Origin of the sequence: Pseudomonas sp. NY5710 (assembly GCF_013305665.1) — a bacterium.
Classification (GTDB): domain Bacteria; phylum Pseudomonadota; class Gammaproteobacteria; order Pseudomonadales; family Pseudomonadaceae; genus Aquipseudomonas; species Aquipseudomonas juntendi.
This window is the reverse complement of the sequence record NZ_CP045554.1, coordinates 5,338,803-5,364,665: the sequence shown is the minus strand read 5'-3', so window position 1 is coordinate 5,364,665 and position 25,863 is coordinate 5,338,803. Positions and strand designations below refer to the sequence as shown.

Annotated in this window: 21 protein-coding genes and 1 pseudogene; 13 read left to right on the top strand and 9 right to left on the bottom strand. The window is 63.1% G+C overall.

Going from position 1 to position 25,863, the window contains the following annotated elements:
• Positions 1–46 precede the first annotated feature (46 nt).
• Complete coding sequence (locus tag GEV39_RS24635; protein WP_173891554.1) at positions 47–406, bottom strand: cupin domain-containing protein; 360 nt, start codon at positions 404–406, stop codon at positions 47–49.
• Positions 407–602: 196 nt separating this feature from the next.
• Here GEV39_RS24635 and GEV39_RS24630 point away from each other — a divergent pair, with 196 nt between their 5' ends.
• Entirely contained in the window at positions 603–2,096 is a 1,494-nt protein-coding gene (locus GEV39_RS24630) for an aldehyde dehydrogenase (protein ID WP_173891553.1), read from the top strand.
• A gap of 144 nt (positions 2,097–2,240) precedes the next feature.
• Complete coding sequence (locus GEV39_RS24625; RefSeq protein ID WP_173891552.1) at positions 2,241–3,380, top strand: MFS transporter; 1,140 nt, start codon at positions 2,241–2,243, stop codon at positions 3,378–3,380.
• 106 nt (positions 3,381–3,486) lie between these two features.
• Here GEV39_RS24625 and GEV39_RS24620 read toward each other — a convergent pair whose 3' ends face one another.
• Together GEV39_RS24620 and GEV39_RS24615 are read right to left on the bottom strand one after the other, a co-directional pair.
• Positions 3,487–5,040 (bottom strand): phospholipase D family protein, encoded by a 1,554-nt coding sequence (locus GEV39_RS24620; protein ID WP_029885733.1) that lies wholly within the window; start codon positions 5,038–5,040, stop codon positions 3,487–3,489.
• Positions 5,041–5,100: 60 nt separating this feature from the next.
• A complete protein-coding gene (locus GEV39_RS24615) occupies positions 5,101–6,531 on the bottom strand; it encodes an aminotransferase-like domain-containing protein (RefSeq protein ID WP_173891551.1) in 1,431 nt (476 codons plus the stop codon).
• 179 nt (positions 6,532–6,710) lie between these two features.
• On the opposite strand from GEV39_RS24615, the gene GEV39_RS24610 reads away from it, so the two are divergent.
• Positions 6,711–6,941, top strand: coding sequence for a DUF1127 domain-containing protein (locus GEV39_RS24610; RefSeq protein WP_029885735.1), 231 nt, complete (start codon positions 6,711–6,713; stop codon positions 6,939–6,941).
• Positions 6,942–7,109: 168 nt separating this feature from the next.
• On the opposite strand, the gene GEV39_RS24605 is transcribed toward GEV39_RS24610, so the two are convergent.
• Together GEV39_RS24605 and GEV39_RS24600 are read right to left on the bottom strand one after the other, a co-directional pair.
• On the bottom strand, positions 7,110–8,402 hold the full coding sequence (locus GEV39_RS24605) for an NAD(P)/FAD-dependent oxidoreductase (protein ID WP_173891550.1): 1,293 nt from the start codon (positions 8,400–8,402) through the stop codon (positions 7,110–7,112).
• Positions 8,403–8,480: 78 nt separating this feature from the next.
• Entirely contained in the window at positions 8,481–9,461 is a 981-nt protein-coding gene (locus tag GEV39_RS24600; RefSeq protein ID WP_173891549.1) for an RHS repeat-associated core domain-containing protein, read from the bottom strand.
• Positions 9,462–9,590: 129 nt separating this feature from the next.
• Here GEV39_RS24600 and GEV39_RS24595 point away from each other — a divergent pair, with 129 nt between their 5' ends.
• On the top strand, positions 9,591–9,944 hold the full coding sequence (locus GEV39_RS24595; RefSeq protein WP_009682925.1) for a YkgJ family cysteine cluster protein: 354 nt from the start codon (positions 9,591–9,593) through the stop codon (positions 9,942–9,944).
• A 2-nt stretch (positions 9,945–9,946) separates the two neighbouring features.
• On the opposite strand, the gene dadR is transcribed toward GEV39_RS24595, so the two are convergent.
• Positions 9,947–10,435: a transcriptional regulator DadR gene (dadR, locus tag GEV39_RS24590; RefSeq protein ID WP_003258963.1), complete on the bottom strand. Its 489-nt coding sequence runs from the start codon at positions 10,433–10,435 to the stop codon at positions 9,947–9,949.
• A gap of 156 nt (positions 10,436–10,591) precedes the next feature.
• Between dadR and dadA the strand changes: the two genes are divergently transcribed.
• From dadA to GEV39_RS24565, 5 genes are all read left to right on the top strand, one after another.
• A complete protein-coding gene (gene dadA / locus GEV39_RS24585) occupies positions 10,592–11,896 on the top strand; it encodes a D-amino acid dehydrogenase (protein ID WP_009682926.1) in 1,305 nt (434 codons plus the stop codon).
• 146 nt (positions 11,897–12,042) lie between these two features.
• Complete coding sequence (gene alr, locus GEV39_RS24580) at positions 12,043–13,113, top strand: alanine racemase (protein WP_173891548.1); 1,071 nt, start codon at positions 12,043–12,045, stop codon at positions 13,111–13,113.
• A gap of 111 nt (positions 13,114–13,224) precedes the next feature.
• Complete coding sequence (locus GEV39_RS24575; protein ID WP_009682929.1) at positions 13,225–13,773, top strand: cupin domain-containing protein; 549 nt, start codon at positions 13,225–13,227, stop codon at positions 13,771–13,773.
• Positions 13,774–13,927: 154 nt separating this feature from the next.
• Positions 13,928–14,332 carry a c-type cytochrome gene (locus GEV39_RS24570; RefSeq protein WP_033690433.1) on the top strand — a complete coding sequence of 135 codons (405 nt, stop codon included), beginning with the start codon at positions 13,928–13,930 and terminating at the stop codon, positions 14,330–14,332.
• A gap of 164 nt (positions 14,333–14,496) precedes the next feature.
• On the top strand, positions 14,497–16,353 hold the full coding sequence (locus GEV39_RS24565; RefSeq protein ID WP_173891547.1) for an acetyl-CoA hydrolase/transferase C-terminal domain-containing protein: 1,857 nt from the start codon (positions 14,497–14,499) through the stop codon (positions 16,351–16,353).
• A gap of 124 nt (positions 16,354–16,477) precedes the next feature.
• Here GEV39_RS24565 and GEV39_RS24560 read toward each other — a convergent pair whose 3' ends face one another.
• Together GEV39_RS24560 and rep are read right to left on the bottom strand one after the other, a co-directional pair.
• Positions 16,478–17,050: a xanthine phosphoribosyltransferase gene (locus GEV39_RS24560; RefSeq protein ID WP_009683322.1), complete on the bottom strand. Its 573-nt coding sequence runs from the start codon at positions 17,048–17,050 to the stop codon at positions 16,478–16,480.
• Positions 17,051–17,114: 64 nt separating this feature from the next.
• Positions 17,115–19,124 carry a DNA helicase Rep gene (gene rep / locus GEV39_RS24555; protein WP_029887601.1) on the bottom strand — a complete coding sequence of 670 codons (2,010 nt, stop codon included), beginning with the start codon at positions 19,122–19,124 and terminating at the stop codon, positions 17,115–17,117.
• A gap of 407 nt (positions 19,125–19,531) precedes the next feature.
• Here rep and GEV39_RS24550 point away from each other — a divergent pair, with 407 nt between their 5' ends.
• Positions 19,532–21,091: a putative bifunctional diguanylate cyclase/phosphodiesterase gene (locus GEV39_RS24550; RefSeq protein ID WP_457254985.1), complete on the top strand. Its 1,560-nt coding sequence runs from the start codon at positions 19,532–19,534 to the stop codon at positions 21,089–21,091.
• 83 nt (positions 21,092–21,174) lie between these two features.
• On the opposite strand, the gene GEV39_RS24545 is transcribed toward GEV39_RS24550, so the two are convergent.
• Positions 21,175–22,563: a NorM family multidrug efflux MATE transporter gene (locus GEV39_RS24545; RefSeq protein ID WP_173891545.1), complete on the bottom strand. Its 1,389-nt coding sequence runs from the start codon at positions 22,561–22,563 to the stop codon at positions 21,175–21,177.
• 153 nt (positions 22,564–22,716) lie between these two features.
• On the opposite strand from GEV39_RS24545, the gene GEV39_RS24540 reads away from it, so the two are divergent.
• From GEV39_RS24540 to GEV39_RS26685, 3 genes and pseudogenes are all read left to right on the top strand, one after another.
• Positions 22,717–23,643, top strand: coding sequence for a LysR substrate-binding domain-containing protein (locus GEV39_RS24540; protein ID WP_173891544.1), 927 nt, complete (start codon positions 22,717–22,719; stop codon positions 23,641–23,643).
• A gap of 274 nt (positions 23,644–23,917) precedes the next feature.
• Positions 23,918–24,961 (top strand): annotated as a pseudogene (locus GEV39_RS26690) (Cache 3/Cache 2 fusion domain-containing protein); the annotation flags it as partial.
• The gene (locus GEV39_RS26685; protein ID WP_502708020.1) at positions 24,956–25,816 is read left to right on the top strand and encodes a methyl-accepting chemotaxis protein; all 861 of its coding nucleotides are present in this window, start codon (positions 24,956–24,958) and stop codon (positions 25,814–25,816) included. The pseudogene GEV39_RS26690 and the gene GEV39_RS26685, both read left to right, overlap by 6 nt.
• Positions 25,817–25,863: the final 47 nt, after the last annotated feature.

Below are 25,863 nucleotides of genomic sequence, written 5' to 3'. Positions count from 1 at the left end.
GCAGGGCCATCCTCACGCGTACCGCCCGGCCAGCTGCGCTACATAATTACTTCTGCTCGAACATGACGTAGATCTTGCGGCACGGCTCAAGCACTTCCCAGGTGCCTGTAAACCCGGCCGGGATTACGAACCGGTCGCCGGCGCGCAGGGTCTTGGCCCCGCCGTTTTCGTCGCGCAGTACCGAAACGCCCTGAACGATCTCGCAGTATTCATGCTCGGTGTAGTTCACTTTCCACTGGCCGACCTCACCCTCCCAAACGCCTGCGGCAAACTGCCCGCACGGGCTGGAGTAATGGTTGTAGACCGCCTGGTCTGGCTCACCCTTGAGGATTTTTTCAGCCGCAGGGCGGTACCGTTCGGCTTCAGTGAGCACTTGGGCGAAGTCGATGATGCTGGCGATGTTCATGGTGCGGCTCCTGTTCTTGTTAAATAAAATTAACATCAGTAGGCTTTTGGGCCTTCCGTGTCAAATATATTGATAGTTTAGAGTGGCTGGTTTAGGGTATCGCTTGCCAGTGTGCGCTCGTCGCCCGGCCAGAATTCTGACAACGCCTGTGAGTCCTCAGTGCGGCGTTGCACCTAAACAAGAGGAGGAGTTTCGTATGACCACCCTGACCCGTGCGGACTGGGAACAACGCGCCCAGCAACTGAAGATCGAAGGCCGTGCCTTCATCAACGGCGGATACACCGATGCCGTATCCGGTGAAACCTTCGAGTGCCTGAGCCCGGTCGACGGACGCTTCCTGGCCAAGGTTGCCAGCTGCGACCTGGCCGATGCCAACCGTGCCGTGGAAAACGCCCGTGCCACCTTCAACGCTGGCGTCTGGTCGCAGCTGGCCCCGGCCAAGCGCAAAGCCACGCTGATCCGTTTCGCCGACCTGCTGCGCCAGAACGTCGAAGAGCTGGCGCTGCTGGAAACCCTGGACATGGGCAAGCCGATTGGTGACTCCTCCAGCATCGACATCCCCGGTGCAGCCCAGGCTATTCACTGGACGGCCGAGGCCATCGACAAGGTTTACGACGAGGTCGCGCCCACCCCAAACGACCAGCTTGGCCTGGTTACCCGTGAGCCAGTGGGTGTGGTCGGTGCCATCGTACCGTGGAACTTCCCGCTGCTGATGGCCTGCTGGAAGCTCGGCCCGGCATTGGCCACCGGTAACTCGGTGGTGCTCAAGCCTTCGGAAAAATCGCCGCTGACCGCCATCCGCATCGCACAACTGGCGATCGAGGCCGGCATCCCGGCGGGCGTATTGAACGTGCTGCCAGGCTACGGCCACACCGTGGGCAAGGCGTTGGCCCTGCACATGGATGTCGACACGCTGGTGTTCACCGGCTCGACCAAGATCGCCAAGCAACTGATGGTCTACGCGGGCGAATCGAACATGAAACGAATCTGGCTGGAGGCTGGCGGCAAAAGCCCGAATATCGTCTTCGCCGATGCACCGGACCTGCAAGCGGCGGCTGCGGCTGCCGCCAGTGCCATCGCCTTCAACCAGGGTGAAGTGTGCACTGCCGGCTCGCGCCTGCTGGTCGAGCGCTCGATCAAGGACAAGTTCCTGCCCATGGTGGTCGAGGCCCTGAAAGGCTGGAAGCCCGGTAACCCGCTGGATCCAGAGACCACCGTGGGTGCGTTGGTCGATACCCAGCAAATGAATACCGTGCTGTCGTACATCGAGGCCGGCCACAAAGACGGCGCCAAGCTGCTGACCGGCGGCAAGCGCACCCTGGAGGAAACCGGTGGCACCTATGTGGAGCCGACCATCTTCGATGGCGTGACCAATGCCATGCGCATCGCCCAGGAAGAAATCTTCGGGCCGGTGCTGTCGGTGATTGCCTTCGACACCGCCGAAGAAGCCATCGCCATCGCCAACGACACTCCGTACGGCCTGGCGGCTGGTATCTGGACGGCGGACATTTCCAAGGCGCACAAGACTGCGCGGGCCGTGCGCGCCGGCAGCGTGTGGGTCAACCAGTACGACGGTGGCGACATGACCGCACCGTTCGGTGGCTTCAAGCAATCGGGCAACGGCCGTGACAAGTCGCTGCATGCGCTGGAGAAATACACCGAGCTGAAGGCGACCTGGATCAAGCTGTAATTCCAGGAGGGGCCGCTTTGCGGCCCATTCGCGGGTAAACCCGCTCCTACAGGTACTGCACCGCTTTCAAGGGTGGTGGTGTACCTGTGGGAGCGGGTTTACCCGCGAATGGGCCATGGAAAATTCTTGGCCTGGGAGGCAGCAATGCGTTGGGGGACCTACTTCGCCGTACTGGCATCAGTGCTCAGTGTCGGCCTGGCGCTGGGCGTGAGCATGCCCCTGGTATCTCTGCGTCTGGAAGCCTGGGGCTATGGCAGTTTCGCCATCGGCGTGATGGCCGCGATGCCTGCGCTGGGGGTACTGGCGGGTGCCAGTCTGGCCAGCCGCCTGGCCGGCTGGGTCGGCTTACCTGCGGCCATGCGCATCTGCCTGTGGGGTGGTGCGTTGTCCATCGGCCTGGTCGCGCTATTGCCCAGCTACCCGCTGTGGTTGCTGTTGCGGCTGATGATCGGCATGTCCTTGACCGTGGTGTTCATCCTGGGTGAGAGCTGGATCAACCAGCTGGTGGTCGAGCAATGGCGCGGCCGCCTGGTGGCGCTGTACGGTAGCAGCTACGCCTTGAGCCAGCTGGCCGGGCCGCTGGTGCTGGGCGTACTCGGTTCGTCTGACGATTTTGGTTTCTGGGCCGCCACCGGCCTGCTGCTGCTCGCGCCGCTGGTGCTGTTGGGGCGCGGCGGTGCACCGAGCACCGAAGCCTGCAGTGTCGGCTTCGGCGACCTGTTCAGGTTCTGCCGTCGCTTGCCCGTGATTGCCTGGGCCATCGCCCTGTTTGCCTCGTTCGAGGCAATGATCCTGACGTTGCTGCCGGTGTACTGCCTGCAGCAAGGTTTCACCACTGAAATCGCCTTGTTCATGGTCAGTACCGTGGTGGTCGGCGATGCTGTGCTGCAGTTGCCCATCGGCGCGCTGGCCGATCATATGTCGCGGCGTGCGTTGTTCACCGGCTGTGCGGTAACGCTATTGGTCTCCAGCCTGGCGATCCCGCTGTTGCTGCACACGCCGGTGATATGGCCGCTGTGGGTACTGTTCGGGGCCAGTGCCGGCGGCCTTTTCACCTTGTCGCTGGTGCTGATCGGTGAGCGCTACCGCGACGATGAACTGGTGCGGGCCAATGCTCACGTGGCGCAGTTGTGGGGCATTGGCTGCCTGTTGGGGCCATTGTTGGCCGGGGCAGGCAGCCAGTGGGTCAGCGGGCATGCGTTGCTGTTGCTGATGGCTGCAGGGGCTGCGGGGCTGGTGGTGTTGACCCAGAGGCGCGGGGCTTTTGAGGCTGTGTCTGCCTGATCGCTTTGCGGCCCATCGCGACACAAGGCCTTACCTCAAGAACCGCGTACCCCTGTAGGAGCGGCCTTGCGTCGCGATGGGCTGCAAAGCAGCCCCAAAATCGCCGCTACAACATTTTCTCCAGGCCAACCGCCTTGCTGACCCAGGCATTGAACCTGCGCCACATCCCGCCCGGCTCGGAGGTCAGCACATGCTGCTGTCCATTGTCCTCAGTCGCCCACACCAGTTTGCCCCCCTGCAGTTTCACCTGATAGCTCAGCGCCGGCGCCATACCCTGCTGGCTCAGCTCACGGGTGTATTCGGCCAGTTCCGGGCTGTCCACCAGCACCCCCACTTCGGTATTCCACAGGACCGAACGCGGGTCGAAGTTGAATGAACCGATGAAGGTCTTGCGCCGGTCGAACACGATCGCCTTGGTGTGCAGGCTGGAGTCCGAGCTTCCGCGGAAACTCAAGCGCCCTGCGCTGGGGTCGCCCGGCTGGCGGCGCAGCTCATAAAGCTGTACCCCATGTTCGAGCAAGGCTCGGCGATAGGGGGCGTAGCCACCGTGCACGGCCGGCACATCGGTGGCTTCCAATGAGTTGGTCAGCAGCTTTACCGAGACACCTGCGTCGGCGCGGCCGGTCAGGTACAGCAGCCCTGGCTCGCCCGGCACGAAATAAGCCGATGTCAGCATCAGTTCGCTGTGCACGTTGGCCAGGTCAGGCGCCAACTGGTGGCTCAGCAGCAACTGCGGGTCCGGCTCGTCATCGGCCAGTACCTTGCTTGGGGCATCCCACAGCGCCTGGGCATGGGCCCAGATCAGTTCGTTGCGCCACACATCCAGGCGCGGCTGCGACTGGTAGGCCATCAACCGATCGTACAAGGCCTTGCGCTGGGTCCTGGCTTCAGCCAGCGAGACTTCCAGGCGATGACGACTCGCACGCAGGTCGTCGGCATCCGGCGCATGCCACAGAAAATCGCTGATAGGTCGGCTGAGGGCGCTGTTCCAGTACTGGTCGAAACTGTGCCCCAGTTGCTCGGCGATAGGGCCGACGCTCAGCAGGTCGATGTCGGTGAAGTTGAGGTTGGGCTCGGCATCGAAATACTCGTCGCCGAGGTTACGGCCGCCGACGATAGCCATGCTGTTGTCCACCAGGAACAGCTTGTTGTGCATGCGGCGGTGCTGGCGCGACAGGTTGAACAGCCGGCCGAAGGCGCGCGTCACCCCGGTGCTGCGGCCCAGGTGCAGTGGGTTGAACACGCGGATCTGGATATTCGGGTGGGCAGCGAGGGTGCCCATGATGGTGTCCAGGCCGTCGCTGGTGGTGTCGTCGAGCAGAATGCGTACGCGCACGCCGCGGTCGGCGGCGCGCAGCAGTTCGTGCACCAGGGCGCGGGTGCTGAGGCCGTCGTGCACGATGTAGTACTGCAGGTCGATGCTGGCCTGGGCGTTGCGGATCAATTCGGCGCGGGCGCGAAATGCTTCGTTGCTGTTGGGCAGCAGGCGAAAGCCGGACTGCCCGCCATACGGTGCCGCCTGGCGCAGCACCGAGCGGCCGAAGGCCGATTCGCTGGCGGGCAGGGCCTGGCTGGTTTCGCGTGGGGTACTGACGCTGGCACAGCCGGCAAGGCCGAGCAACAGCATCAGCAGCAAAGACAAGGCGCGCTGGGGTCTCAAGGGTGGATCGTCCTGTGCGGCAAGGGCTGTGGAGGTTGGACAGTGGCGGGCGGCGCAAAGTTACGCGTCGGCGCGTTCTTCATCCAGTAGACGAAGGGCGGTTTCACCTACCTTGCGCACGGCAGCCTCGATCTGTGGCGTTGGCCGCGCAGCGAAATTCATGCGCAGGCAGTGGCGGAACTTGCCCGAGGCCGAGAAGATACTGCCCACCGCCACCTGAACACCTTGCTCCAGTAAAGCGCGGTTCAGCCGCAGCGTGTCGAAATGTTCGGGGAATTCCACCCACAGCATGAAGCCGCCCTGCGGCCGGCTGACCCGGGTACCCGCCGGGAAGTAGCGCGTTACCCAATCGCTCATCAGGTCACGGCCACGCTGGTACTGGCTGCGCATGCGCCGCATGTGGGGCTGGTAGTGCCCGCCGGCGATGAAGTCGGCAATTGCCAGTTGCGGCTGGCTGGCGCTGCTGCCGGTACTGATGTATTTCATGTGCAGCACCCGTTCCAGATAGCGCCCAGGTGCCACCCAGCCCACCCGCAGGCCGGGGGCGAGGGTTTTGGAGAACGAACTGCAGAGCAACACGCGGCCATCGTCGTCGAATGACTTGAGGGTGCGCGGGCGCGGGTAGGTGTAGGCCAGGTCGCCGTACACATCGTCTTCCAGGATCGCCACGTCATAGCGCTGGGCCAGGCTGAGCAAGGCCTTCTTGCGCGCCTCGGGCATGATGTAGCCGAGTGGGTTGTTACAGCTGGGAGTGATCTGAATGAGCTTGATCGGCCACTGCTCCAGGGCCAGCTCCAGCGCTTCCAGGCTGATGCCGGTGACCGGGTCGGTGGGGATCTCCAGCGCTTTCATGCCCAGGCCCTTGAGGGTTTGCATGGCGCCGTGGAAGCTGGGCGAGTCGACCGCAACGATGTCGCCTGGCTCGCAAACCGCGCGAATGCTGCATGACAGCGCTTCATGGCAGCCGGTGGTGATCACCAGGTCGGCCGGGCCCAGGCGGCAGCCGGAATCGAGCATCAGCCGCGCCACCTGCTCGCGCAGCGCCAGGTTGCCATGGATATTGTCGTAATACAGCCCCGGCATGTCCTGGCGCCGGCTCAACTGGGCGAGGCTGCGCAGCAAAGGCTTGAGGGTGGGGCTGTCGATATCGGGCATGCCGCGGCCGAGTTGCACCACGTCCTTGTGCGGGGTGCTGCGCACCAGCTCGAGTACCTGTTCCCATTGCGAGATGTCCACAGGGCGCTGGGCCGGGCGGCTGACTGCAGGCAGCGCTGGCAGCTGGCGGTGGTCGCTGACGAAATAGCCGGACTTGGGCCTGGGCGAGACCATGCCGCTGTCTTCGAGCATGCGGTAGGCCTGCTGCACGGTGCTCAGGCTGACCCCGTGCTCCACGCTCAGGGCGCGTACCGACGGCAGGCGCTGGCCTGGGCGATACAGGCCCTGCTCGATGCGGGCACCGAGCAGTTCGGCGAGGTTGAGGTAAAGGGTCAAGGCATACTCCTGGGCTACCTGCAGGCAGCGACCGGTACAGTTGCCTGGAAAATACAGCATTCAGTCGGCCGCCAGCCAATGCTGTATGGGAATAATAAGGCTGTTTTGGATCTGTATTGCCGGTATCGCCCTCGCGCATGCTTTTCCTACGGTATCGACTGAACGGGGAGGGTGCGGTGATGGGGGGCATGAGCGATGTGCGCTTGCAGCTGTTGGCCAAGGAACTGGAAACCGAGCAGCAGGCCAAGGTGTTCAACGCGCCGCAGGGGTTGGGGCGCTGGGGCCTGATGCTGCACCGCTGGCGTACCCGCAGGGCGCTGTTGCAATTGACCGATGCCGAGCTGCGCGATGTTGGGCTGAGCTGGGAGCAGGCGCGGCTCGAAGGCCGCAAACCCTTCTGGAAGGACTGACACGATGGTCGCTGGAGGGCCTGTTGTGCCCCAGACTTGAAACTTGCACCGAACCTGTGGGAGCAACGGTCTTGCTCAATTTCAAAAAGCTGGCGCGATCCCTGTGGGAGCGGGCTAGTCAGCTTTAGATTTTAAGCAAGACAGTTGCTGCCCCAAGGATGGGGACTTTCAGGCCAGCTCTTTGAGGCGATGCCACAGCATCCCCAGCGCCAATAGCGGCGAGCGCAGGTGCTGGCCGCCAGGGAAGGTGATATGTGGCACCTTGGCGAATAGGTCGAAGCGCCCGCTTTCCTGGTCGCTGATGGCTTCGCCCAGCAGGCGCGCGGCCAGGTGGGTGGCGTTGAGCCCATGGCCCGAGTAGGCCTGGGCGTAATACACGTTCGGCTGGCTGCCCAGCCGGCCGACCTGCGGCAGGCGGTTGGCGCCGATGCCGATCATGCCACCCCACTGGTAATCGATGCGTACGTTGGCCAACTCGGGGAACACCTTGAGCATCTTCGGCCGCATGTAGGCGGCGATGTCCTTCGGGTCTCGGCCCGAGTAGTGGCAGGCACCGCCGAACAACAGCCGGTTGTCGGCTGAGAGGCGATAGTAATCCAGGGCTACCCGTTGGTCGCACACTGCCATGTTCTGCGGCAGCAGCCTGCGGGCGCGTTCCTCGCCCAGCGGCTCGGTGGCGATGATGTAGCTGCCCGCTGGCAGCACCTTGCCGCCCAGTTCGCGGTTGAGGTTGTTGTGGTAGGCGTTGCAGCACAGCACCAAGGTCTTGGCGCGCACCCGGCCTTGGGCGGTATGCACTTGCACTGATGTGCCGTAGTCGATGCGGGTAACTTCGGACTGCTCGAACAGCTTCACCCCCAGGCGCGCGGCCACGGCCGCTTCGCCCAGGGCCAGGTTGAGCGGGTGCAGGTGCCCGGAGCCCATGTCGATCAGCCCACCCACATAGCAGTCGGCGCCGACCACGCTGTGGATATCGTCCTTGCCGACCAGGCGCAGCTCGTGTGGGTAGCCGAGGCTACGCAGCTCTTCGGCGTCTTCGGCAAAGCCCAGCAGCTCGGCGGGTTTGTTGGCCAGGTCGCAGTAGCCCCAGGTCAGGTCGCAGGCAATGGCATGCCGCTCCACCCGCTCGCGCACGATCTGCACGGCCTCCAGGCCCATCAGCTTCATGCTGCGCACGCCGTCCTCGCCAATCACCGGCAGAAACTGCTCCAGACCATGGCCGACCCCGCGAATCAGCTGGCCGCCGTTGCGCCCACTGGCGCCCCAGCCGAGTTTGCGCGCTTCCAGCAGGATGACCGAGAAACCACGCTCGGCCAGCTCGATGGCGGTGTTCAGGCCCGAGTAGCCGCCGCCGATGATGCACACGTCAGCGTTGTGTTCGCCTTGCAGGTAGGCGTGGTCGGGGTGTGGCGCGCTGCTGGCGGCGTAATAGGAGGCTGCGTGCTGCGCGCTGTGGATCATTGGGTAGGTCCTGAGTTGTTATCGGCCAAAAATGGAGGATAAGCTCGGGATCAAGAAGGGGGCAACCAAACGGCCCATTCAGGGGCGTCTGGTTCTCTCAACCGGCAAGGCAAAGGCCTGCGTTGGCTCAGGCGCATCCATAGTGCCGGCACCACGAATGTCGTATAGCTGATGAGCGGTGCGGATTGCGGAAAGTATTCCGCTGTCGGTTTGTGTGGGCAGATTGTTAAGACTCATGCGTATCAGCGTGTTTGACGCATTGAGGCGGATAGTCGCTGAAAGCGCTGGGTCATTGGCTAGCGACTTTGCCTGAGTAATCTCGGCGAGTGAGTTGACCATTATCAGTTTGCCTTCACGCAGTTCCAGAACCGACTCCCTTGGCTGCGGTGTACTGCTGTATGGCCGTGATCGATTGTTGCTGTTGATGGGCGGCGCATTTTGATCGTACAGGGGGGGAGCTTCCCCCCAGCCAAAGTAGGAAGGAGGAGCTTGTTCACTGTTTGCGGCCCCAAGCGGTTGAGCTGGCACGCCGGGAGGGGTTGGTGAGTAGGGAGGCGGAGTAGCCGGTGTCCGGTGATGGCGGCGGCGCAGGACTTTTGACCTGATCCGGTTCATGAACTCTCCAGTGCACCCCGACGGGTCGGTGTAGTTGATGGGGTCGTTCAAACAATAGGCATAAGCATTGGTCCCACCTTTGAAGAACGGGCTCTGTGAGTCACCGCTAAGGAAGCGCATCAACACAGGGCTATAGCTGCGGCGACCGGCGCCGAGCGGATAGCATCCACTGGCAAGATCCAAACGTTCCCCGGTGAAGCCAATGTTTGTTGAGCAGTTAGCGAAGATATGGCCAAAAGGAGTAAAGCTGAATGGTCGACCCACACCATCCGAGTTTCCCATCAAAGGTGTTTTCCGATGATCAACAGCTTGCAGATTGGTGACTGTGGGCTTAATTTCGGCGAGGGAGAAATCTGATGCCCGGAAGATGCGTTGTGTTTCCCGAGAGCTTTTCAGCACGGTAAGCTTGAGTCCGCTGTAAAAGAACAGAATGTGGTTCTTCATCAGATGGGGCTCGCTTAGCTGAAGGGGGATGTCTCGTCAGTTTGTAGAATGATTAGGCTTACCCACAACTGCCAAAATTAGCAGGTCCACTGCTTCCATCCAGCACAAGCGTTACGCAAATATTCAGCCATGTCCTGCAACCGCCACAAGATCCACTTCCTGCGCGAACTCATCCCTGCCTTCGAGTGCGAACCCGGCTGCCACGACTGCTGCGGCCCGGTCACCACTTCGGCCGAAGAAATGGCCCGCCTGCCGCGCAAGTCCCAGGCCGAGCAGGATGCCGCCCTGGCGCGCCTGGACTGTGTGCACCTGGGCCCCAACGGCTGCACGGTGTATGAAGAACGGCCGATGATCTGCCGCTTGTTCGGCACCACCCCGCGCATGGCCTGCCCCCGTGGCCGGGGCCCTGAGCCGATGATCGACCCTGGCGCCGAGCAGCTCGTTCACCAGTTCATCGCCAGCACCCGCCAGGTGTTGGTCTAGCGTCAGTCCGGAATCGGCAGGCAGAGGCTCTCCTTCACCTCTTCCATCACGATGTAGCTCTTCGACTCGCGCACGTGCGGCAGCTTCAGCAGGATGTCGCCGAGCAGCTTGCGGTACGAGGCCATCTCGGAAATGCGCGCTTTCACCAGGTAGTCGAAGTCACCGGAAACCAGGTGGCACTCCAGCACGTGCGGCAGCTTCAGCACCGCGCGGCGGAACTCTTCGAAGGTGTCACCCGACTTGTAGTCCAGGCTGATTTCCACGAACACCAGCAGGCTACCCTTGAGGTGCTGCGGGTTCAGGCGGGCGTTGTAGCCCATGATGATGCCCTCGCGCTCAAGGCGGCGAACCCGCTCGGTGCAAGGGGTGGTGGACAGCCCGACTTTCTCGCCCAGTTCGGTGAAGGAAATACGCCCGTCATTCTGCAGGATACGCAGAATGTTGCGGTCGATCTTGTCCAGTTCACGCTTGCTCTGGTGCTGGGTTCTCATAGGGGATGCCCCTCCGTGAAAGGCGATTATGCCGAGAATTCTCGCCAATAATAGGCTTTTATATAGTGAATTGCACTGCCCTCGAATTTCTATACTGCGCCCATCCATGCCATTTCCATAAAAGTCTGCGGCGTGCCGCGTGTGAGGGATACAACGATGCGAGTTCTGGTACTTGGTAGCGGTGTGATTGGAACCGCCAGTGCCTACTACCTGGCCCGGCAAGGTTTCGAAGTGACGGTGGTCGACCGCCAGCCGGCGGTGGCCATGGAAACCAGCTTCGCCAACGCCGGCCAGATCTCGCCCGGCTATGCCTCGCCCTGGGCCGCTCCGGGTGTGCCGCTGAAGGCCATCAAATGGCTTATGGAGCGCCATGCACCCTTGGCAATCAAGCTCACCGGAGACGTTGACCAGTACCTGTGGATGGCCCAGATGCTGCGCAACTGCACCGCCAGCCGTTATGCGGTGAACAAGGAACGCATGGTGCGCCTGTCCGAGTACAGCCGCGACTGCCTCGACGAGCTGCGCGCCGAAACCGGCATCAATTACGAAAACCGCAGCCTGGGCACCACCCAGCTGTTCCGTACCCAGGCCCAGGTCGATGCTGCGGCCAAGGATATCGCCGTGCTCGAGCAGTCTGGCGTACCGTACGAATTGCTGGACCGCGATGGCATTGCCCGCGTCGAGCCGGCCCTGGCCGGGGTGAAAGACATTCTCGCTGGCGCCCTGCGCCTGCCCAATGACCAGACCGGCGACTGCCAGCTGTTCACCACCAAGCTGGCCGACATGGCGCTGAAGCTGGGCGTGGAGTTCCGCTTCGGCCAGGACATCCAGCGCCTGGACTTCGCCGGCGACCGCATCAATGGCGTGTGGATCGACGGCAAGCTGGAAACCGCGGACCGCTATGTGCTGGCGCTGGGCAGCTATTCGCCACACATGCTCAAGCCGCTGGGCATCAAAGCTCCGGTCTATCCGCTGAAGGGTTACTCGCTGACCGTGCCGATCACCAATGGCGACATGGCGCCGACCTCGACCATTCTCGACGAGACCTACAAGGTCGCAATCACCCGTTTCGACAACCGTATCCGCGTTGGCGGCATGGCTGAGATCGCCGGTTTTGACCTGTCGCTCAACCCGCGTCGGCGTGAAACACTGGAGATGATCGTCAACGACCTTTATCCTCGCGGCGGTGATCTGAGCCAGGCCAGTTTCTGGACCGGTCTGCGTCCGGCCACCCCGGACGGTACACCGATTGTCGGTGCCACGGCGTTCCGCAACCTGTTCCTCAATACCGGTCACGGCACCCTGGGCTGGACCATGGCGTGCGGCTCCGGGCGCCTGCTGGCAGACCTGATCGCGCGCAAGAAGCCGCAGATCAGCGCCGAGGGCCTGGACATTTCGCGGTATGGCAACAGCCGGGAAGTGGCCAAGCACGGGCATGCTGCGCCGGCTCACCAGCAGTAAGGTCGCCTGTACCGGCCTCATTGCCGGCAAGCCAGCTCCCACAGGATCTCCGCAGTTCTCAGGCCCTGTGAGAGTCCTGTGGGAGCTGGCTTGCCGGCGATGAATCCAACACCGATTTCAACCCGAACCACCATAAGGCACCCGCCATGCGTCCCGCCCGCGCCCTGATCGACCTCCAGGCCCTGCGCCACAACTACCGTCTGGCCCGTGAACTGACCGGTGCCAAAGCCCTGGCCGTGATCAAGGCCGATGCCTACGGCCATGGTGCCGTGCGCTGTGCCCTGGCCCTGGAGGCCGAAGCCGATGGCTTTGCCGTGGCGTGTATCGAAGAGGCGCTGGAACTGCGCGGTGCCGGTATCAAGGCCCCGGTGCTGCTGCTGGAAGGTTTTTTCGAAGCCAGCGAGCTGGCACTGATCGCCGAGCACGATCTGTGGTGCGTGGTGCACTCGCTGTGGCAGCTGGAGGCGATCGAGAAAGCGCAACTGCGCAAGCCGCTAAGTGTCTGGCTTAAGCTGGACAGCGGCATGCACCGTGTGGGCTTGCACCCCAAGGATTACCGCGAGGCCTACCAGCGCCTGCTGGCCAGCGGCAAGGTCGCGCGCATTGTACTGATGAGCCACTTCGCCCGTGCCGACGAACTGGATGCTGACGCCACCGCGCAGCAGATTGCCGTGTTCGAGGCCGCGCGCCAGGGCCTTGCGGCCGAGTGCAGTCTGCGCAACTCGCCCGGTGTGCTGGGCTGGCCGCAAGCGCCCAGCGACTGGGTGCGCCCAGGCCTGATGCTGTATGGCGCCACGCCCTTCGAGGTGGCGCAGGCCGAAGCCGCGCGCCTGCAGCCGGTGATGACCCTGCAGTCGCGGGTGATCAGCGTGCGTGAGCTGCCCGCCGGCCAACCGGTGGGCTACGGTGCCAAGTTCGTCAGCCCGCGGCCGACCCGTGTTGGCGTGGTGGCCATGGGGTACGCCGATGGCTACCCGCGCCAGGCGCCCAATGGCACGCCGGTGCTGGTTGCTGGCAAGCGCGCCCCGTTGATCGGCCGGGTGTCGATGGACATGCTCAGCATCGACCTCACCGATGTGCCCGACGCCACGGTGGGTAGCCCGGTCGAACTGTGGGGCAAGCAGGTACTGGCCAGTGAAGTGGCGGCACAGGCTGGCACCATTCCTTACCAGATCTTCTGCAACCTGAAACGGGTCCCCCTGGACTACGTCGGCTAATGACACGCTGATGCGGACAGGTTGAGGGCGGTGTGTTGTAAATACTGAACGGCATTGCCATGATATCGTTCACATCCACCCCCCTTTCTACCGTTTCAGGAGGCTCCAGCTTTGGACGTCGGCGAACGACTGCAAGCCATCCGCAAGCTCAAGGGCCTGTCCCAGCGCGAACTCGCCAAGCGCGCCGGGGTGACCAACAGCACCATCTCGATGATCGAGAAAAACAGCGTAAGCCCCTCCATCAGCTCGTTGCGCAAGGTGCTGAGCGGCATCCCCATGTCCATGGTCGAATTCTTTTCGGTCGAACTGGAGGCGCAGAGCCCTGCGCAAATTGTCTACAAAGCCCACGAGCTGATCGATATCTCGGACGGCGCGGTAACCATGAAGCTGGTCGGCAAGTCGCACCCCAACCGCGCCATTGCCTTCCTGACCGAGGTCTACCCGCCGGGCGCCGACACCGGTGCCGAAATGCTGACCCATGACGGTGAGGAAACCGGCATCCTGCTCGAAGGCCGCCTTGAGCTGGTGGTCGGCAACGAGATATTCATCCTCGAGGAAGGCGACAGCTACTACTTCGAAAGCACCCGCCCGCACCGCTTTCGCAACCCGTTCGACCAGCCTGCACGGCTGATCAGTGCCGCTACGCCCTCAAACTTTTGATCCAGCGCAGTGCATTGATTCGGCGATACCCCTTTCCCGTGTAGGGTCGTTTCACCGCCTTCAGGTTGCCGCTATACTTTTCAGCGCTCGCTGTTTCGTGGCCGCGGGCGTGATTAGCCACCATGAGGGTGTTCGCGTGAACCAAATCAAGAAGATGCTGGCCGTACCAGCAGCCGTATTCGCCCTCTGGGCAATGAGCGCAACCGCTGCGACCAATGACGACATTGCCAAGCGCCTGGAGCCCGTTGGCCAGGTCTGTGTGCAGGGCCAGGAGTGCAAAGGCATGGAAGTGGCGGCGACCGCGGGTGGCGGTGGTGCCAAGACCCCGGACGAGATCATTGCCAAGCATTGCAATGCCTGCCATGGCAGCGGCCTGCTCGGCGCGCCCAAGGTGGGTGATACCGCGGCCTGGAAGGAGCGAGCCGACCACCAGGGCGGCCTGGATGGCATCCTGGCCAAGGCCATTACCGGAATCAACGCCATGCCACCGAAAGGTACCTGCGCGGACTGCTCGGACGACGACCTGAAAGGGGCGATCAAGAAGATGTCTGGGCTGTGAGCTGCAGCTGAATTTCACGAGGCCCGCCATTGATGGCGGGCTTTGTTTTTGTGGTGGCTGTGCCGGCCTCTTTGCGGCACTAGCCGCGAAAGGGCCCGCACCGGCAACCAACTCGCTTGAGCTCATGTCCAACCCCTGAACCCACGGATGTCTCAGGAGGCCCCATGCACCTCTGCTCCATCGACCAGGCTGTCGAGCAGGTCCTGGCACGCCTGCCAGCCCATATCCACATGGGCCTGCCGTTGGGCCTGGGCAAGCCCAATGCCTTCGTCAACGCCCTCTACGCCCGCGTGCGCGAACTGCCCGAACGGCGGCTGACCATCTACACCGCCCTGTCCCTGGGCCGGCCGGCACTGGGCGACGGGTTGCAGCGGCGCTTTCTGGAGCCTTTCGTCGAGCGCGTGTTCGCCGACTATGAAGAACTCACCTACCTCAGCGACCTGCGCAATGACACCTTGCCCGCCAACATCCGCGTCGAGCAGTTCTTCATGCAGCCCGGCAGCTTGCTGCACAGTGAATCGGCGCAGCAGGACTACGTCAGCAGCAATTACAGCCACGCCGCGCGGGATATCAACGCCAAGGGCCTGAACCTGATCGCCCAACTGGTGGCTGCCACGCCCGAAAAGCCCGTGCACCTGAGCCTGGCCTGCAACCCCGACATCACCCTCGACCTGCTGCCCATGGTCGCCAAACGCCGCGCTGCCGGTGAAACCATCCTCATGCTGGGGCAGGTGCACGCCGAGCTGCCTTACATGCCTGGCGATGCCGAGCTGCCGATCGACGCGTTCGACCTGTTGCTCGACGAGGCCGAACAACGCCGGCTGTTTTCCACACCGAACATGCCGGTCGGCATTCAGGACCACTGCATTGGCCTGCATGCCAGCAGCCTGGTGCGCGACGGCGGCACGCTGCAGATCGGTATTGGTGCCATGGGCGATGCGGTCGCCGCGGCATTGCTGGCGCGCCAGGGCGACAACGCCGGCTACCGAGCGGTGCTCGATGCACTCGATGTCGGCCCCTGGCAGGCGCTGATCGAACGGGAAGGGGGGCTGGATACCTTCGCTCAAGGCCTCTACGGCTGCAGCGAGATGTTCGTCAACGGCCTGCTGGTGCTGGCCGAGGCAGGCCTGTTGCGACGCCCGGCGGATGAGCAGGGCGCGTTGTTGCACGGTGGCTTCTTCCTTGGCCCGCAGGCGTTCTATCAGCGCTTGCGCGAGATGCCCCTGGAGCAGCGTGCACAGTTCGTCATGACCCGTATCAGCTTCATCAACGAACTCTACGGGCAAGAGGAACTCAAGCGCCGCCAGCGCCGCGATGCGCGCTTCATCAACACGGCGTTTGGCATGACCCTGCTGGGTGCCGGGGTGGCCGACCAGTTGGAAGATGGCCGAGTGCTCAGTGGCGTGGGCGGGCAATACAACTTCGTTGCCCAAGGCCATGCGCTGGAGGGCGGGCGCTCGATCCTGCTGTTGCGCAGCTGGCGTGAGGCGGGCGGGGAAGTGACCTCAAACCTGTTCTGGACCTATGGCCACTGCACCATTCCACGGCACCTTCGCGATATCGTGGTGACGGAATACGGCATTGCTGATTTGCGTGGGCAGACTGACAGTGAGGTGATTGCGCGGTTGCTGGCGGTGTGTGACTCGCGGTTCCAGCAGGGGCTTATCGAGCAGGCAAAGGAGGCCGGCAAGCTGGCGAGGAATTTCCAGCTGGATGCGCGGTATACCGACAATACCCCGCAGCGGCTGGAGGCAGTCAGGGCGCGGCATGCACGGCTGTTCCCGGAATATCCGATGGGCACGGATTTCACCGCTGAAGAACGGGACTTGTTGCGGGCGCTGAACTGGTTGAAGAGCAAGTTCAAGCTCAGCGAGGTGCTGGAACTGGGCAAGGCCGCGCTGGATGCGCCGGGGCCGGAGGGGTATGAGCAGCATCTGGAGCGGATGGGGCTGGATGCTCCGCAGGGGTTGAAGGAAGAACTTTATCAGCGGCTGTTGCTGGCAGGGTTGGCGGCTACCTGATGAATTGCCGGGGCTGCTTTGCAGCCCATCGCCGGCAAGCCAGCTCCCACAGGTACTGCACAAGGCTTGAGGCCTGTGTGGTCCATGTGGGAGCTGGCTTGCCGGCGATGAGGCCGGTACAGGCTTACTCGATGAAAGTGACCACACCACCTTCCAGCGACTTCACCCGGGCCAGCGATTCAACGCGGTAGCCCTGGCTGTCCAGTTCGGCGCGGCCGCCCTGGAACGACTTCTCGATGACGATACCCAGGCCGGCCACGGTGGCGCCGGCCTGCTTGATGATCGAGATCAGTGCCTGCGACGCCTTGCCGTTGGCCAGGAAGTCGTCGATCACCAGCACGCGGTCGCTGCTGTTGAGGTGGCGCGGCGAGATGGCCACGGTGTTCTCGGTCTGCTTGGTGAAGGAATACACCGAGGCGGTCAGCAGGTTTTCGGTCAGTGTGAGCGACTGGTGCTTGCGGGCGAAGATCACCGGTACGCCCAGCTTCAGGCCAGTCATCACTGCCGGGGCAATACCCGAGGCTTCGATGGTGACGATCTTGGTCACGCCAGCATCGGCGAACAGGCGGGCGAACTCGTCACCGATCAGCTGCATCAGCGCCGGGTCGATCTGGTGGTTGAGAAACGCGTCCACTTTGAGGACCTGATCGGAAAGCACGATGCCTTCTTCGCGAATCTTCTGATGCAGTGCTTCCACTGTGATTTCCTCGATGTAACAAAGGTGGCCGCTGGAGGCGGCAATATTAAAGAGTAATGGTTGATCAGCGTTTGAGCATTGCCCGGATGTCGGCCAGGGCGTTGTTGCCGCGTGCCGCCTTCACCTCGACCGGGGCGTCGTCCAGACCTTCCCAGGCCAGGTCGTCGGGTGGCAACTCGTCGAGGAACCGGCTGGGCGTACAGTCGATGATTTCACCGTACTGTTTGCGCTTGGCGGCGAAGGTAAAGGCCAGGGTCTGGCGGGCGCGGGTGATACCCACATAGGCCAGGCGGCGCTCTTCTTCGATGGTGTCGGCCTCGATGCTGGAGCGGTGCGGGAGGATTTCCTCTTCCATGCCCATGATGAACACGTAAGGGAACTCAAGGCCTTTGGAGGCGTGCAGGGTCATCATCTGCACCCCTTCGGCGTTCTCTTCTTCTTCCTGCTGGCGCTCGAGCATGTCGCGCAGCACCAGCTTGCCGATGGCGTCCTCGATGGTCATGTCACCCTCTTCATCCTTTTCGAGGGTGTTTTTCAGTGCGTCCACCAGGAACCAGACGTTGCTGATGCGGAAATCGGCGGCCTTGTCGCTGGCGGTCTGCTGGCGGATCCAGTTTTCGTAGTCGATGTCGCGGATCATCTCGTGCAGCGCGGCAATCGGGTCTTCCAGGGCGACCTTCTGGCGTACCCCGTCCAGCCAGTGCTTGAAGCGCTGCAAACGCTCGGTATAGCGGGCGTCCAGGTGTTCACCCAGGCCCAGCTCGTCGCTGGCGGCGTACATGGAAATGCCGCGCTCGGTCGAATAGTTGCCGAGCTTTTCCAGGGTGGTGGAGCCGATCTCGCGGCGCGGCACGTTGATCACCCGCAGGTAGGCGTTGTCGTCGTCCGGGTTCACCAGCAGGCGCAGGTAGGCCATCAGGTCCTTGACCTCCTGGCGGCCGAAGAAGCTGTTGCCGCCCGACAGGCGATACGGCACCTGGTGGTGCTGCAGCTTCAGCTCGATCAGCTTGGCCTGGTAGTTGCCGCGGTAGAGGATGGCAAAGTCGCTGTACGGGCGGTTGGTGCGCAGGTGCAAGGTGAGGATCTCCATGGCCACCCGTTCGGCCTCGGCTTCCTCGTTCTTGCAGCGGATCACGCGGATCTCGTCGCCTACACCCATCTCGCTCCACAGCTGTTTTTCGAACGCGTGCGGGTTGTTGGCGATCAGCACGTTGGCACAGCGCAGGATCCGGCTGGTAGAGCGGTAGTTCTGTTCGAGCATGACGATCTTCAGGGAGGGGTAGTCCTCCTTGAGCAGCATCAGGTTCTCGGGGCGGGCGCCGCGCCAGGCATAGATGGACTGGTCGTCGTCGCCCACCACGGTGAACTGGTTGCGCATGCCGATCAGCATCTTCACCAGCAGGTACTGGCTGGCGTTGGTGTCCTGGTACTCGTCCACCAGCAGGTAGCGAACGCGGTTCTGCCAGCGCTCCAGCACCTCGGGGTGTTCCTGGAACAGCTTCACCGGCTGCAGGATCAGGTCGTCGAAGTCCACTGCGTTGAACGCCTTGAGCGTACGTTGGTAGTGGGTGTAGACGATGGCGGCGGTTTGCTCGCGCGGGTTGCGCGCTTTTTCCAGGGCTTCTGGCGGCAGGATCAGGTCGTTCTTCCAGGCACCGATCATGTTCTTGATCTCGTCGATGCCGTCGTCGCCTGAGTATTCCTTCTGCATGATGTCCGACAGCAACGCCTTGATGTCGGACTCGTCGAAGATCGAGAAGCCCGGCTTGTAGCCCAGCCGCTCGTGTTCCTTGCGGATGATGTTCAGGCCCAGGTTGTGGAAGGTACACACCGTCAGGCCGCGACCTTCCCCCGGACGCAGCAAGGTGCCAACCCGCTCCTTCATCTCGCGCGCGGCCTTGTTGGTAAAGGTCATCGCCACGATGTACTGGGCACGAATGCCGCAGTTCTGGATCAGGTGGGCAATCTTGCGCGTGATCACGCTGGTCTTGCCCGAACCTGCACCGGCGAGCACCAATAGAGGGCCGCCGACATAGTCACGGGCTTCCTGCTGCCGGGGATTGAGTCGGGACATGCTAGAAACCGGGGGTCGCCAGAAAATAGCCGCGCATTCTAACAGGCATGGGGCCGTTGTGGCGCGACCGTCTGACGTCTGAGTCAGACTTTTATTGGTGCGCTGTATTAGTCAGGCTAATGCCATGCACTGGAAAAATCGTATTTGCCGAACGGGCCTGGTTTCGCGCAGGATGCACGACAAAATACGTCGGGTCGCTGCAGGCTCCCGTGCATGTATAAAATTGAAAATCATTTTCATCCATGCAGTAGTATCTTCATTTTTTCTCTTGTTGTGCCGTTAAGCCCTAAGGAGCCCGCTTGTCCACGCCTGTCGAACCTTTGCGTTTGCTGCTGTTGGCTGATGAGCCGGAATGGGCCGTGCTGCTGCGCGAGTGCGTGCAGGGGTTGGGCGGCACTGCAGTGCTGTTGACGGCGCCTGACTGGGAGGCCGTCGACAGCCTTTTCAGCCATGACCGGCAGGCCGTGATCCTGGCGACGGTGGCACTGCAACCAGCGCCGGGGCGCTGTGAGCTGCCGACCATCCTGCTGCTGGACGACGAGCCCGCAGTGGCCCCCAGCGGCGTCAGCGACTGGCTGGTGCGCCAACAGCTCAGCACCGATAGCCTGCGCCGCTCGCTGCGGCATGTGCGCGAACGCGGCGTGCTGGTGGCCACCTTGCAGCGCCTTGCCGAGCAAGACCCACTGACCGGTATCGCCAACCGCCAGGGCTTCCAGGCCTTGCTCACGGCACGGCTGGCTGAAAACGAAGGACGGGGCGTTGCCCTCGGCCACCTCGACCTGGACAACTTCCGCCACGTCAACGACGCCCTTGGCCACCAGAGCGGTGACCGCCTGATCCTGCAGGTTGTGACCCGGCTGAAACACCAACTGGAGGCGGGGGACCAGTTGGCGCGCCTGGGCAGCGACGAATTCGCGCTGCTGATCGACACGCGCCGCGACCCCAACCGCGCCGAATGGATTGCCGAACGCATCGTCGAGGCCTTGGCCGAGCCCTATTGGATCGATGGTGAAAGCTTGCTGTTGGGCTGCAGCTTGGGCCTGGCGCATGCCCGTGCCCAGGGCGGCGCCGACCCGCTGATGTGGCACGCGCACATCGCCATGCGCCAGGCCAAGGGTAGCCAGGGCTGCACCTTCCATGTGTTCAACGAGCGCATCAACCGTAATGCCCGCAGCCTGGCCGACCTGGAAAGCGAACTGCGCCGCGCCCTGCGCCGGGATGAACTGGAGCTGCATTATCAGCCACGGCTGAACTTGGCCGATGGGCGTATCGTGGGGCTAGAGGCGCTGGTGCGCTGGCGGCACTCGGAGCGGGGGCTGCTACCGCCCTGCGAGTTCGTGCCGCTGGCGGAGCAAAGCGGCCTGATTGTGCCATTGGGCTACTGGGTGATTTCCCGTGCGCTGCGCGACATGCAGGCGTTGTGCGAACGCGGCCTGGAGCCGCTGCACATGGCGGTCAACCTGAGCTTCCGCCAGTTCCAGGATAGCCAGCTGCTGGCCACCTTGAGCCGGCTGATCCTGGAGCACGGGGTGGATGCTCGCTGGCTGGAATTCGAACTGACCGAAACGGCGGTCATGCGCCGCAACGAGCTGGTACGCCAGACCATGGATGCGCTGGGCCGCCTGGGCGTGCGCTTCTCGCTGGATGACTTTGGCACTGGTTTTTCGTCGTTCGTACACCTGAACAGCCTGCCGATCACCCTGCTCAAGGTGGACCGCAGTTTCGTGGCCGAAATGGAAATGCGCGAGGAAAACCGCAAGCTGGTGCACGCCATGATCAACCTGGCGCACAACCTCAACCTTGAAGTGGTGGCTGAAGGGGTGGAGAGTGAGGAGCAACTGGAGTTGCTGCGCGGATTTGGTTGTGACCAGGTGCAAGGATTTCTGGTCAGCAAGCCGTTGCCGGTGGGGGAGTTAATGGAGTTTTTGCTGCAGGCGCCTGACCGTCAGTTGGGGGTTGTCCTTTAGCGCCCTTTCGCGGGCACGCCCGCTCCCACAGGGCCGCGCACTGTACCTGTGGGGGCGGGCGTGCCCGCGAATAGGCCCTGAAGTCAGGCCGAGGCGGTAGCCTCTTCACCAACCCCAGCTTTCCTCAACAACCGCTTCATCCGCCACTCAAAACCAAAGGTCAGCGCCACCGCCGCGCACGCCAAGCCCAGCGCTAAGCCCCACCAGATGCCGACCGCCCCGCCGCCCAAGTTGAAGGCGAGCAGCCAGGCACTCGGCGCCCCTACCAGCCAATAGCAGCACAGCCCGATCAGGAAGGTGGTCTTGGCATCTTTCAGGCCGCGTATGGAGCCCATGGCGATGGTCTGCATGCCATCGAACAACTCGAACCAGGCGGCTACCATCAACAAGTGCACCGCCAGTTGGTAGATGGCGGCAAAGCCCGGGTCATTGCGGTCTATGAACAGGCTCACCAGCGCCTCGGGCAGCAGCAAAAACAGCGCGGCAAAAGTAAACATCACGGTTGCCCCAAAGCCGATGCCCACGCGCCCCGCGCTGCGCGCCGCCAGCAGGTTGCCGGCGCCGTAGTACAGGCCCACACGCATGGTTACCGCATAGGAAAGCCCTGTCGGCACCATGAATGCCGTGGACACGATCTGCAGGGCGATCTGGTGGGCCGCCAGTTCGGTGCTGCCCAGCACCCCCATGCACAACGCGGCGAAGGCGAACAGGCCCACTTCCACCATGTAGGTGCCGCCAATCGGCAGGCCCAGCCGCCACAGCTCACGCAGGGCGTGCAGCGATGGGCGCGACAGGCCCTTGCGCAGCGGGTAGGCGGCATAGGCCGGGTGCCAGCGGATGTACAACGACAGGGCAATGGCCATGCCCATCGACACCACCGCAGTGACCAGGCCGATACCCATCAGCCCGAGCCTGGGTAGGCCGAACATGCCCTCAATCAGCGCCACGTTGAGCAGGTAGTTCAGCACCGTGCCGACCAGGCTGATGACCATCACCGGGGTCGAACGGCCGAGGGCACTGGTGAACCCGCGCAAGGCCATGAAGGTCAGGTAACCGGGCAACGCCAGCGGCAGCAGGGTCAGAAACTGGGCAGCCGAGGCTACGTTCTCGGGCTGTTGCCCGAACAGCAGCAGTACCGGCTCGAGGTTCCACAGCACCAGCGCGGCGAACAGCGCCAGGCCCCAGGCCAGCCACAGACCGTTCTGGGCCAGGCGGGTGGCCCCTTCGATGTCGTTGGCGCCCTTGCGAATCGCCACCAGGGTACCCACTGCGGCGATCACCCCCAGGCAGAAAATCGACACGAAAGAATAGCTGGCGGCGCCCAGGCCACCGCCGGCCAAGGCCTGTGGGCTGATGCGGGCCATCATCAGGGTGTCGGTCAGCACCATCAGCATGTGCGCCAGCTGCGAGGCGATCAGCGGCCCGGCCAGGCGCAGTAAAGCCTTGAGTTCTGTAGTGGGCGCGACGTGCATGGGCTGTCCTTGTTCCTGAGGTGATCAACGAAGCGCAATTCTGAGGCTTTGGTCAACTTTGCACAAAAGGATAAAAGCGATGGTTGGCATGAGTTGAACTCATGCCTGCAAGTTTCGGATAATTCGCTTCTGTCCCCAGATTGCAGGTGCCCTATGTCGCGCCAGCTACCTCCGCTGTATGCCTTGCGCGCATTTGAAGCTGCCGCGCGGCTCAGTTCGTTCACCCGCGCGGGCGAAGAGCTGTCGATCACGCAAAGTGCCATCAGCCGGCACATCCGCACCCTGGAAGAGCATTTCGCCTGCCGCCTGTTCGTGCGCAGTGGCCGCAACCTGCAACTGACCGAAGCAGGGCGGGTGTTGCTGCCGGGGGTGCGCGAAGGCTTTGCTGCGTTCGCCCGTGCCTCTGAAACCCTGTGTGGTGAAGATGACATCCTGCGCATGAAGGCACCTTCGACCCTGACCATGCGGTGGTTGCTGGCCTGTCTGAGCCGCTTTCGCCACCTGCAACCCGGTAACGAGGTACAACTGACCAGCGCCTGGATGGATGTGGACCATGTGGACTTCAACCAGGAACCGTTCGATTGTGCGGTGTTGCTCAGCGATGGGGTGTTCCCGGCAGACTGGGAGGTGCGCAAGCTGTTCCCGGAGTTGTTGATTCCGGTCGGCGCACCTGACCTGCTTGGCGAAAAGCCCTGGAGCGTGTCCCGGCTGGCCGGTATCGAGCTGCTGCACCCCACGGTGGACAAGCGCGACTGGCGTGACTGGCTGCAGCGCATGGGCCTCGCTGGCAAGGTATCGCTCAAGGGTGGGCAGGTTTTCGACACGCTGGAGCTGAGCATGATTGCCGCCGCGCGTGGCTACGGCGTCTCCATCGGCGACTTGCTGATGGTGGCCGAGGACGTGGCGCAGAAGCGCCTGAGCCTGCCCTGGCCGACGGCGGTGCCCAGTGGCATGGATTACTACCTGGTGTGGCCGCGTACCCGGCGTGGGGGCGAGCGTTTGCGCCGGTTGAGTGCGTTTCTGGAACAGGAGGTGGCGGCCATGGATCTCCCGGATGTGGAAATACTGCCGCCCCTTTGATGGCTTGCACTGGCCTTGTCGCCGGCAAGCCAGCTCCCACACCGGTAGCGATGCGCTCAAGACCTGTGCTGCACGTGTGGGAGCCGGCTTGCCGGCGACAGAGCCACAACAGGTGTAGAAAACGTTTGCGAATATCCCGGCCCGACACTCAAGTATTCGCCCGCGACGCCGATTCACTGGCAGCAGCGTCCCGGAAGAGGGCGCACTTCCCGTCGATAGGAAGCGGGCGGTCAGCGTGATCAGGACGATCCCGGCCTCTTGCCAGGAGCTTCACATGTCTCAACCCCGTGCCCGCATAGCCTCGCAGCTTGGTGTCGCCCTCGCCATCGTGCTGGCGCTGGTGATTTCCGGCAGTACCCTGTTTGCCCTGCGTTCGCTGGACGAGGCCAACCTCGCCACACGCCAGGCGCACCTGGCCAGTGAAGCGCGCCTGCTGGCCGATCAGCTCGAAACTTTCCACAGTTCGCTCAAGGACAATACCCAGCGCCTCAGCGGGTTGTTCGAGCGCCGCTTCGCCTCGGGCCTGTCGCTGCATGCCGGTGAAACGGTGCAGGTCGCCGGGCAGGCAACACCGGCGCTGTACCTGGGTGATCATTTGCTGAACAACGATTTTCAGCAGGTTGACGAATTCCAGCAGATGACCGCTGGCATCGCCACGCTGTTCGTGCGCAGTGGCGAAGACTTCGTGCGTATCAGCACCAACCTGAAGAAGCAGGACGGCAGCCGCGCCATTGGCACTCAGCTCGACCGTCAGCACCCGGCCTACCGCAAGTTGCTGGCCGGGCAAATGTACGTTGGCCGCGCCGTGTTGTTCGAGCGCAACTACATGACCCGCTATGTGCCGGTGAGTGACGGCAACGGCCGGGTAATCGCCGTATTGTTCGTAGGCTTCGACTACACCGATGCGCAGAACACCCAGTTTGCCAACCTCAAGCGTTTCCGCATTGGCCAGACCGGCTCGCTGGCCCTGCAGGACGAGAGCGGCCAGTGGCTGGTGCCGCCAGCCAATGCCGAGCAACCGCTGTACAGCGCAACGGCCGCCTTTGCCGAAGGCCCGTGGACGGTGGTGGCGAGCATGCCGATGGCGGAAATTCGTGAGGTGACCTGGAGCGTAGGCCTGCGCCTGGCCATCGGCAGCCTGCTGGCCATGGTCCTGGCGGTGGCGGCCACCTTGTGGCTGTTGCGGCGCAAACTGCGCCCGCTGGACGCGCTGGTGCGCCAGGCTGAAGCGCTGGGCGCAGGTGACCTGAGCACGCGGCTGAGCGTGACCAGCCACGACGAAATCGGTCAACTGGCCAGCAGCTTCAACAAGATGGGCGAGGCCTTGTCAGGCATGGTCGAGCACATTCGCAGTGCGTCCGAGCAAGTCAGCTCGCGCGCCAAATCGTTGTCTGGCCTGTCGGCCGAGGCCTGCGAGGGCATGGAGCAGCAGTCCGGTGAAATCACCAGCATGGCCGGTGCGGTGGAGGAGTTCAGCGCCACCTCGATGAACATCGCCGACAACATGGCGGGCACCGAGCGCATGGCGCGTGACAACGCCCAGCAGACCCGTATCGGCCGCACCGCCATGGATGAAGCGTCGCATTCGCTGAAGCAGATCGCCGATGCCCTCGGCGGTACGGCCACGGTGATGGACAGCCTGGGGGCACGCTCGCAGGAAATCGGCGGCATCATCAGCGTGATCACTGCCATCGCCGAACAGACCAACCTGCTGGCGTTGAATGCGGCCATCGAGGCTGCACGCGCCGGTGAGCAGGGCCGCGGCTTTGCGGTGGTGGCGGACGAAGTGCGCAGCCTGGCCGCACGAACCCGCCAGGCCACGGATGAAATATCCGGGATGATCACCAGCATCCAGCAGCAGACCGGGCACGCCATCACGACCCTGGAGCAGGGTAACCAGCTGATGCAGGATGGTCTGCAGCGCAATGACAAGGTGGCGCAAGCGCTGGCGCGTATCGACGAGCAGAGCCGTGCGGCGGGTGAGCAGTTCACGGTGATCAGTACGGCGACTCAGGAGCAGAGCAGCACGGCGACGGTGCTCAGCCGCAATTTGCAGAGCATTGCCCAGGCCAACGGCGAGCAGCGCGAGGTGGCCAATGAGCTGGCTTTTACCGCGCGGGAGCTGGAAGGGCTGGCGGGGCAGTTACGGCAGGAAGTTGATCGTTTCCGCTGATACTGCAGGGGGCCGCTTTGCGGCCCATTCGCGGGCACGCCCGCTCC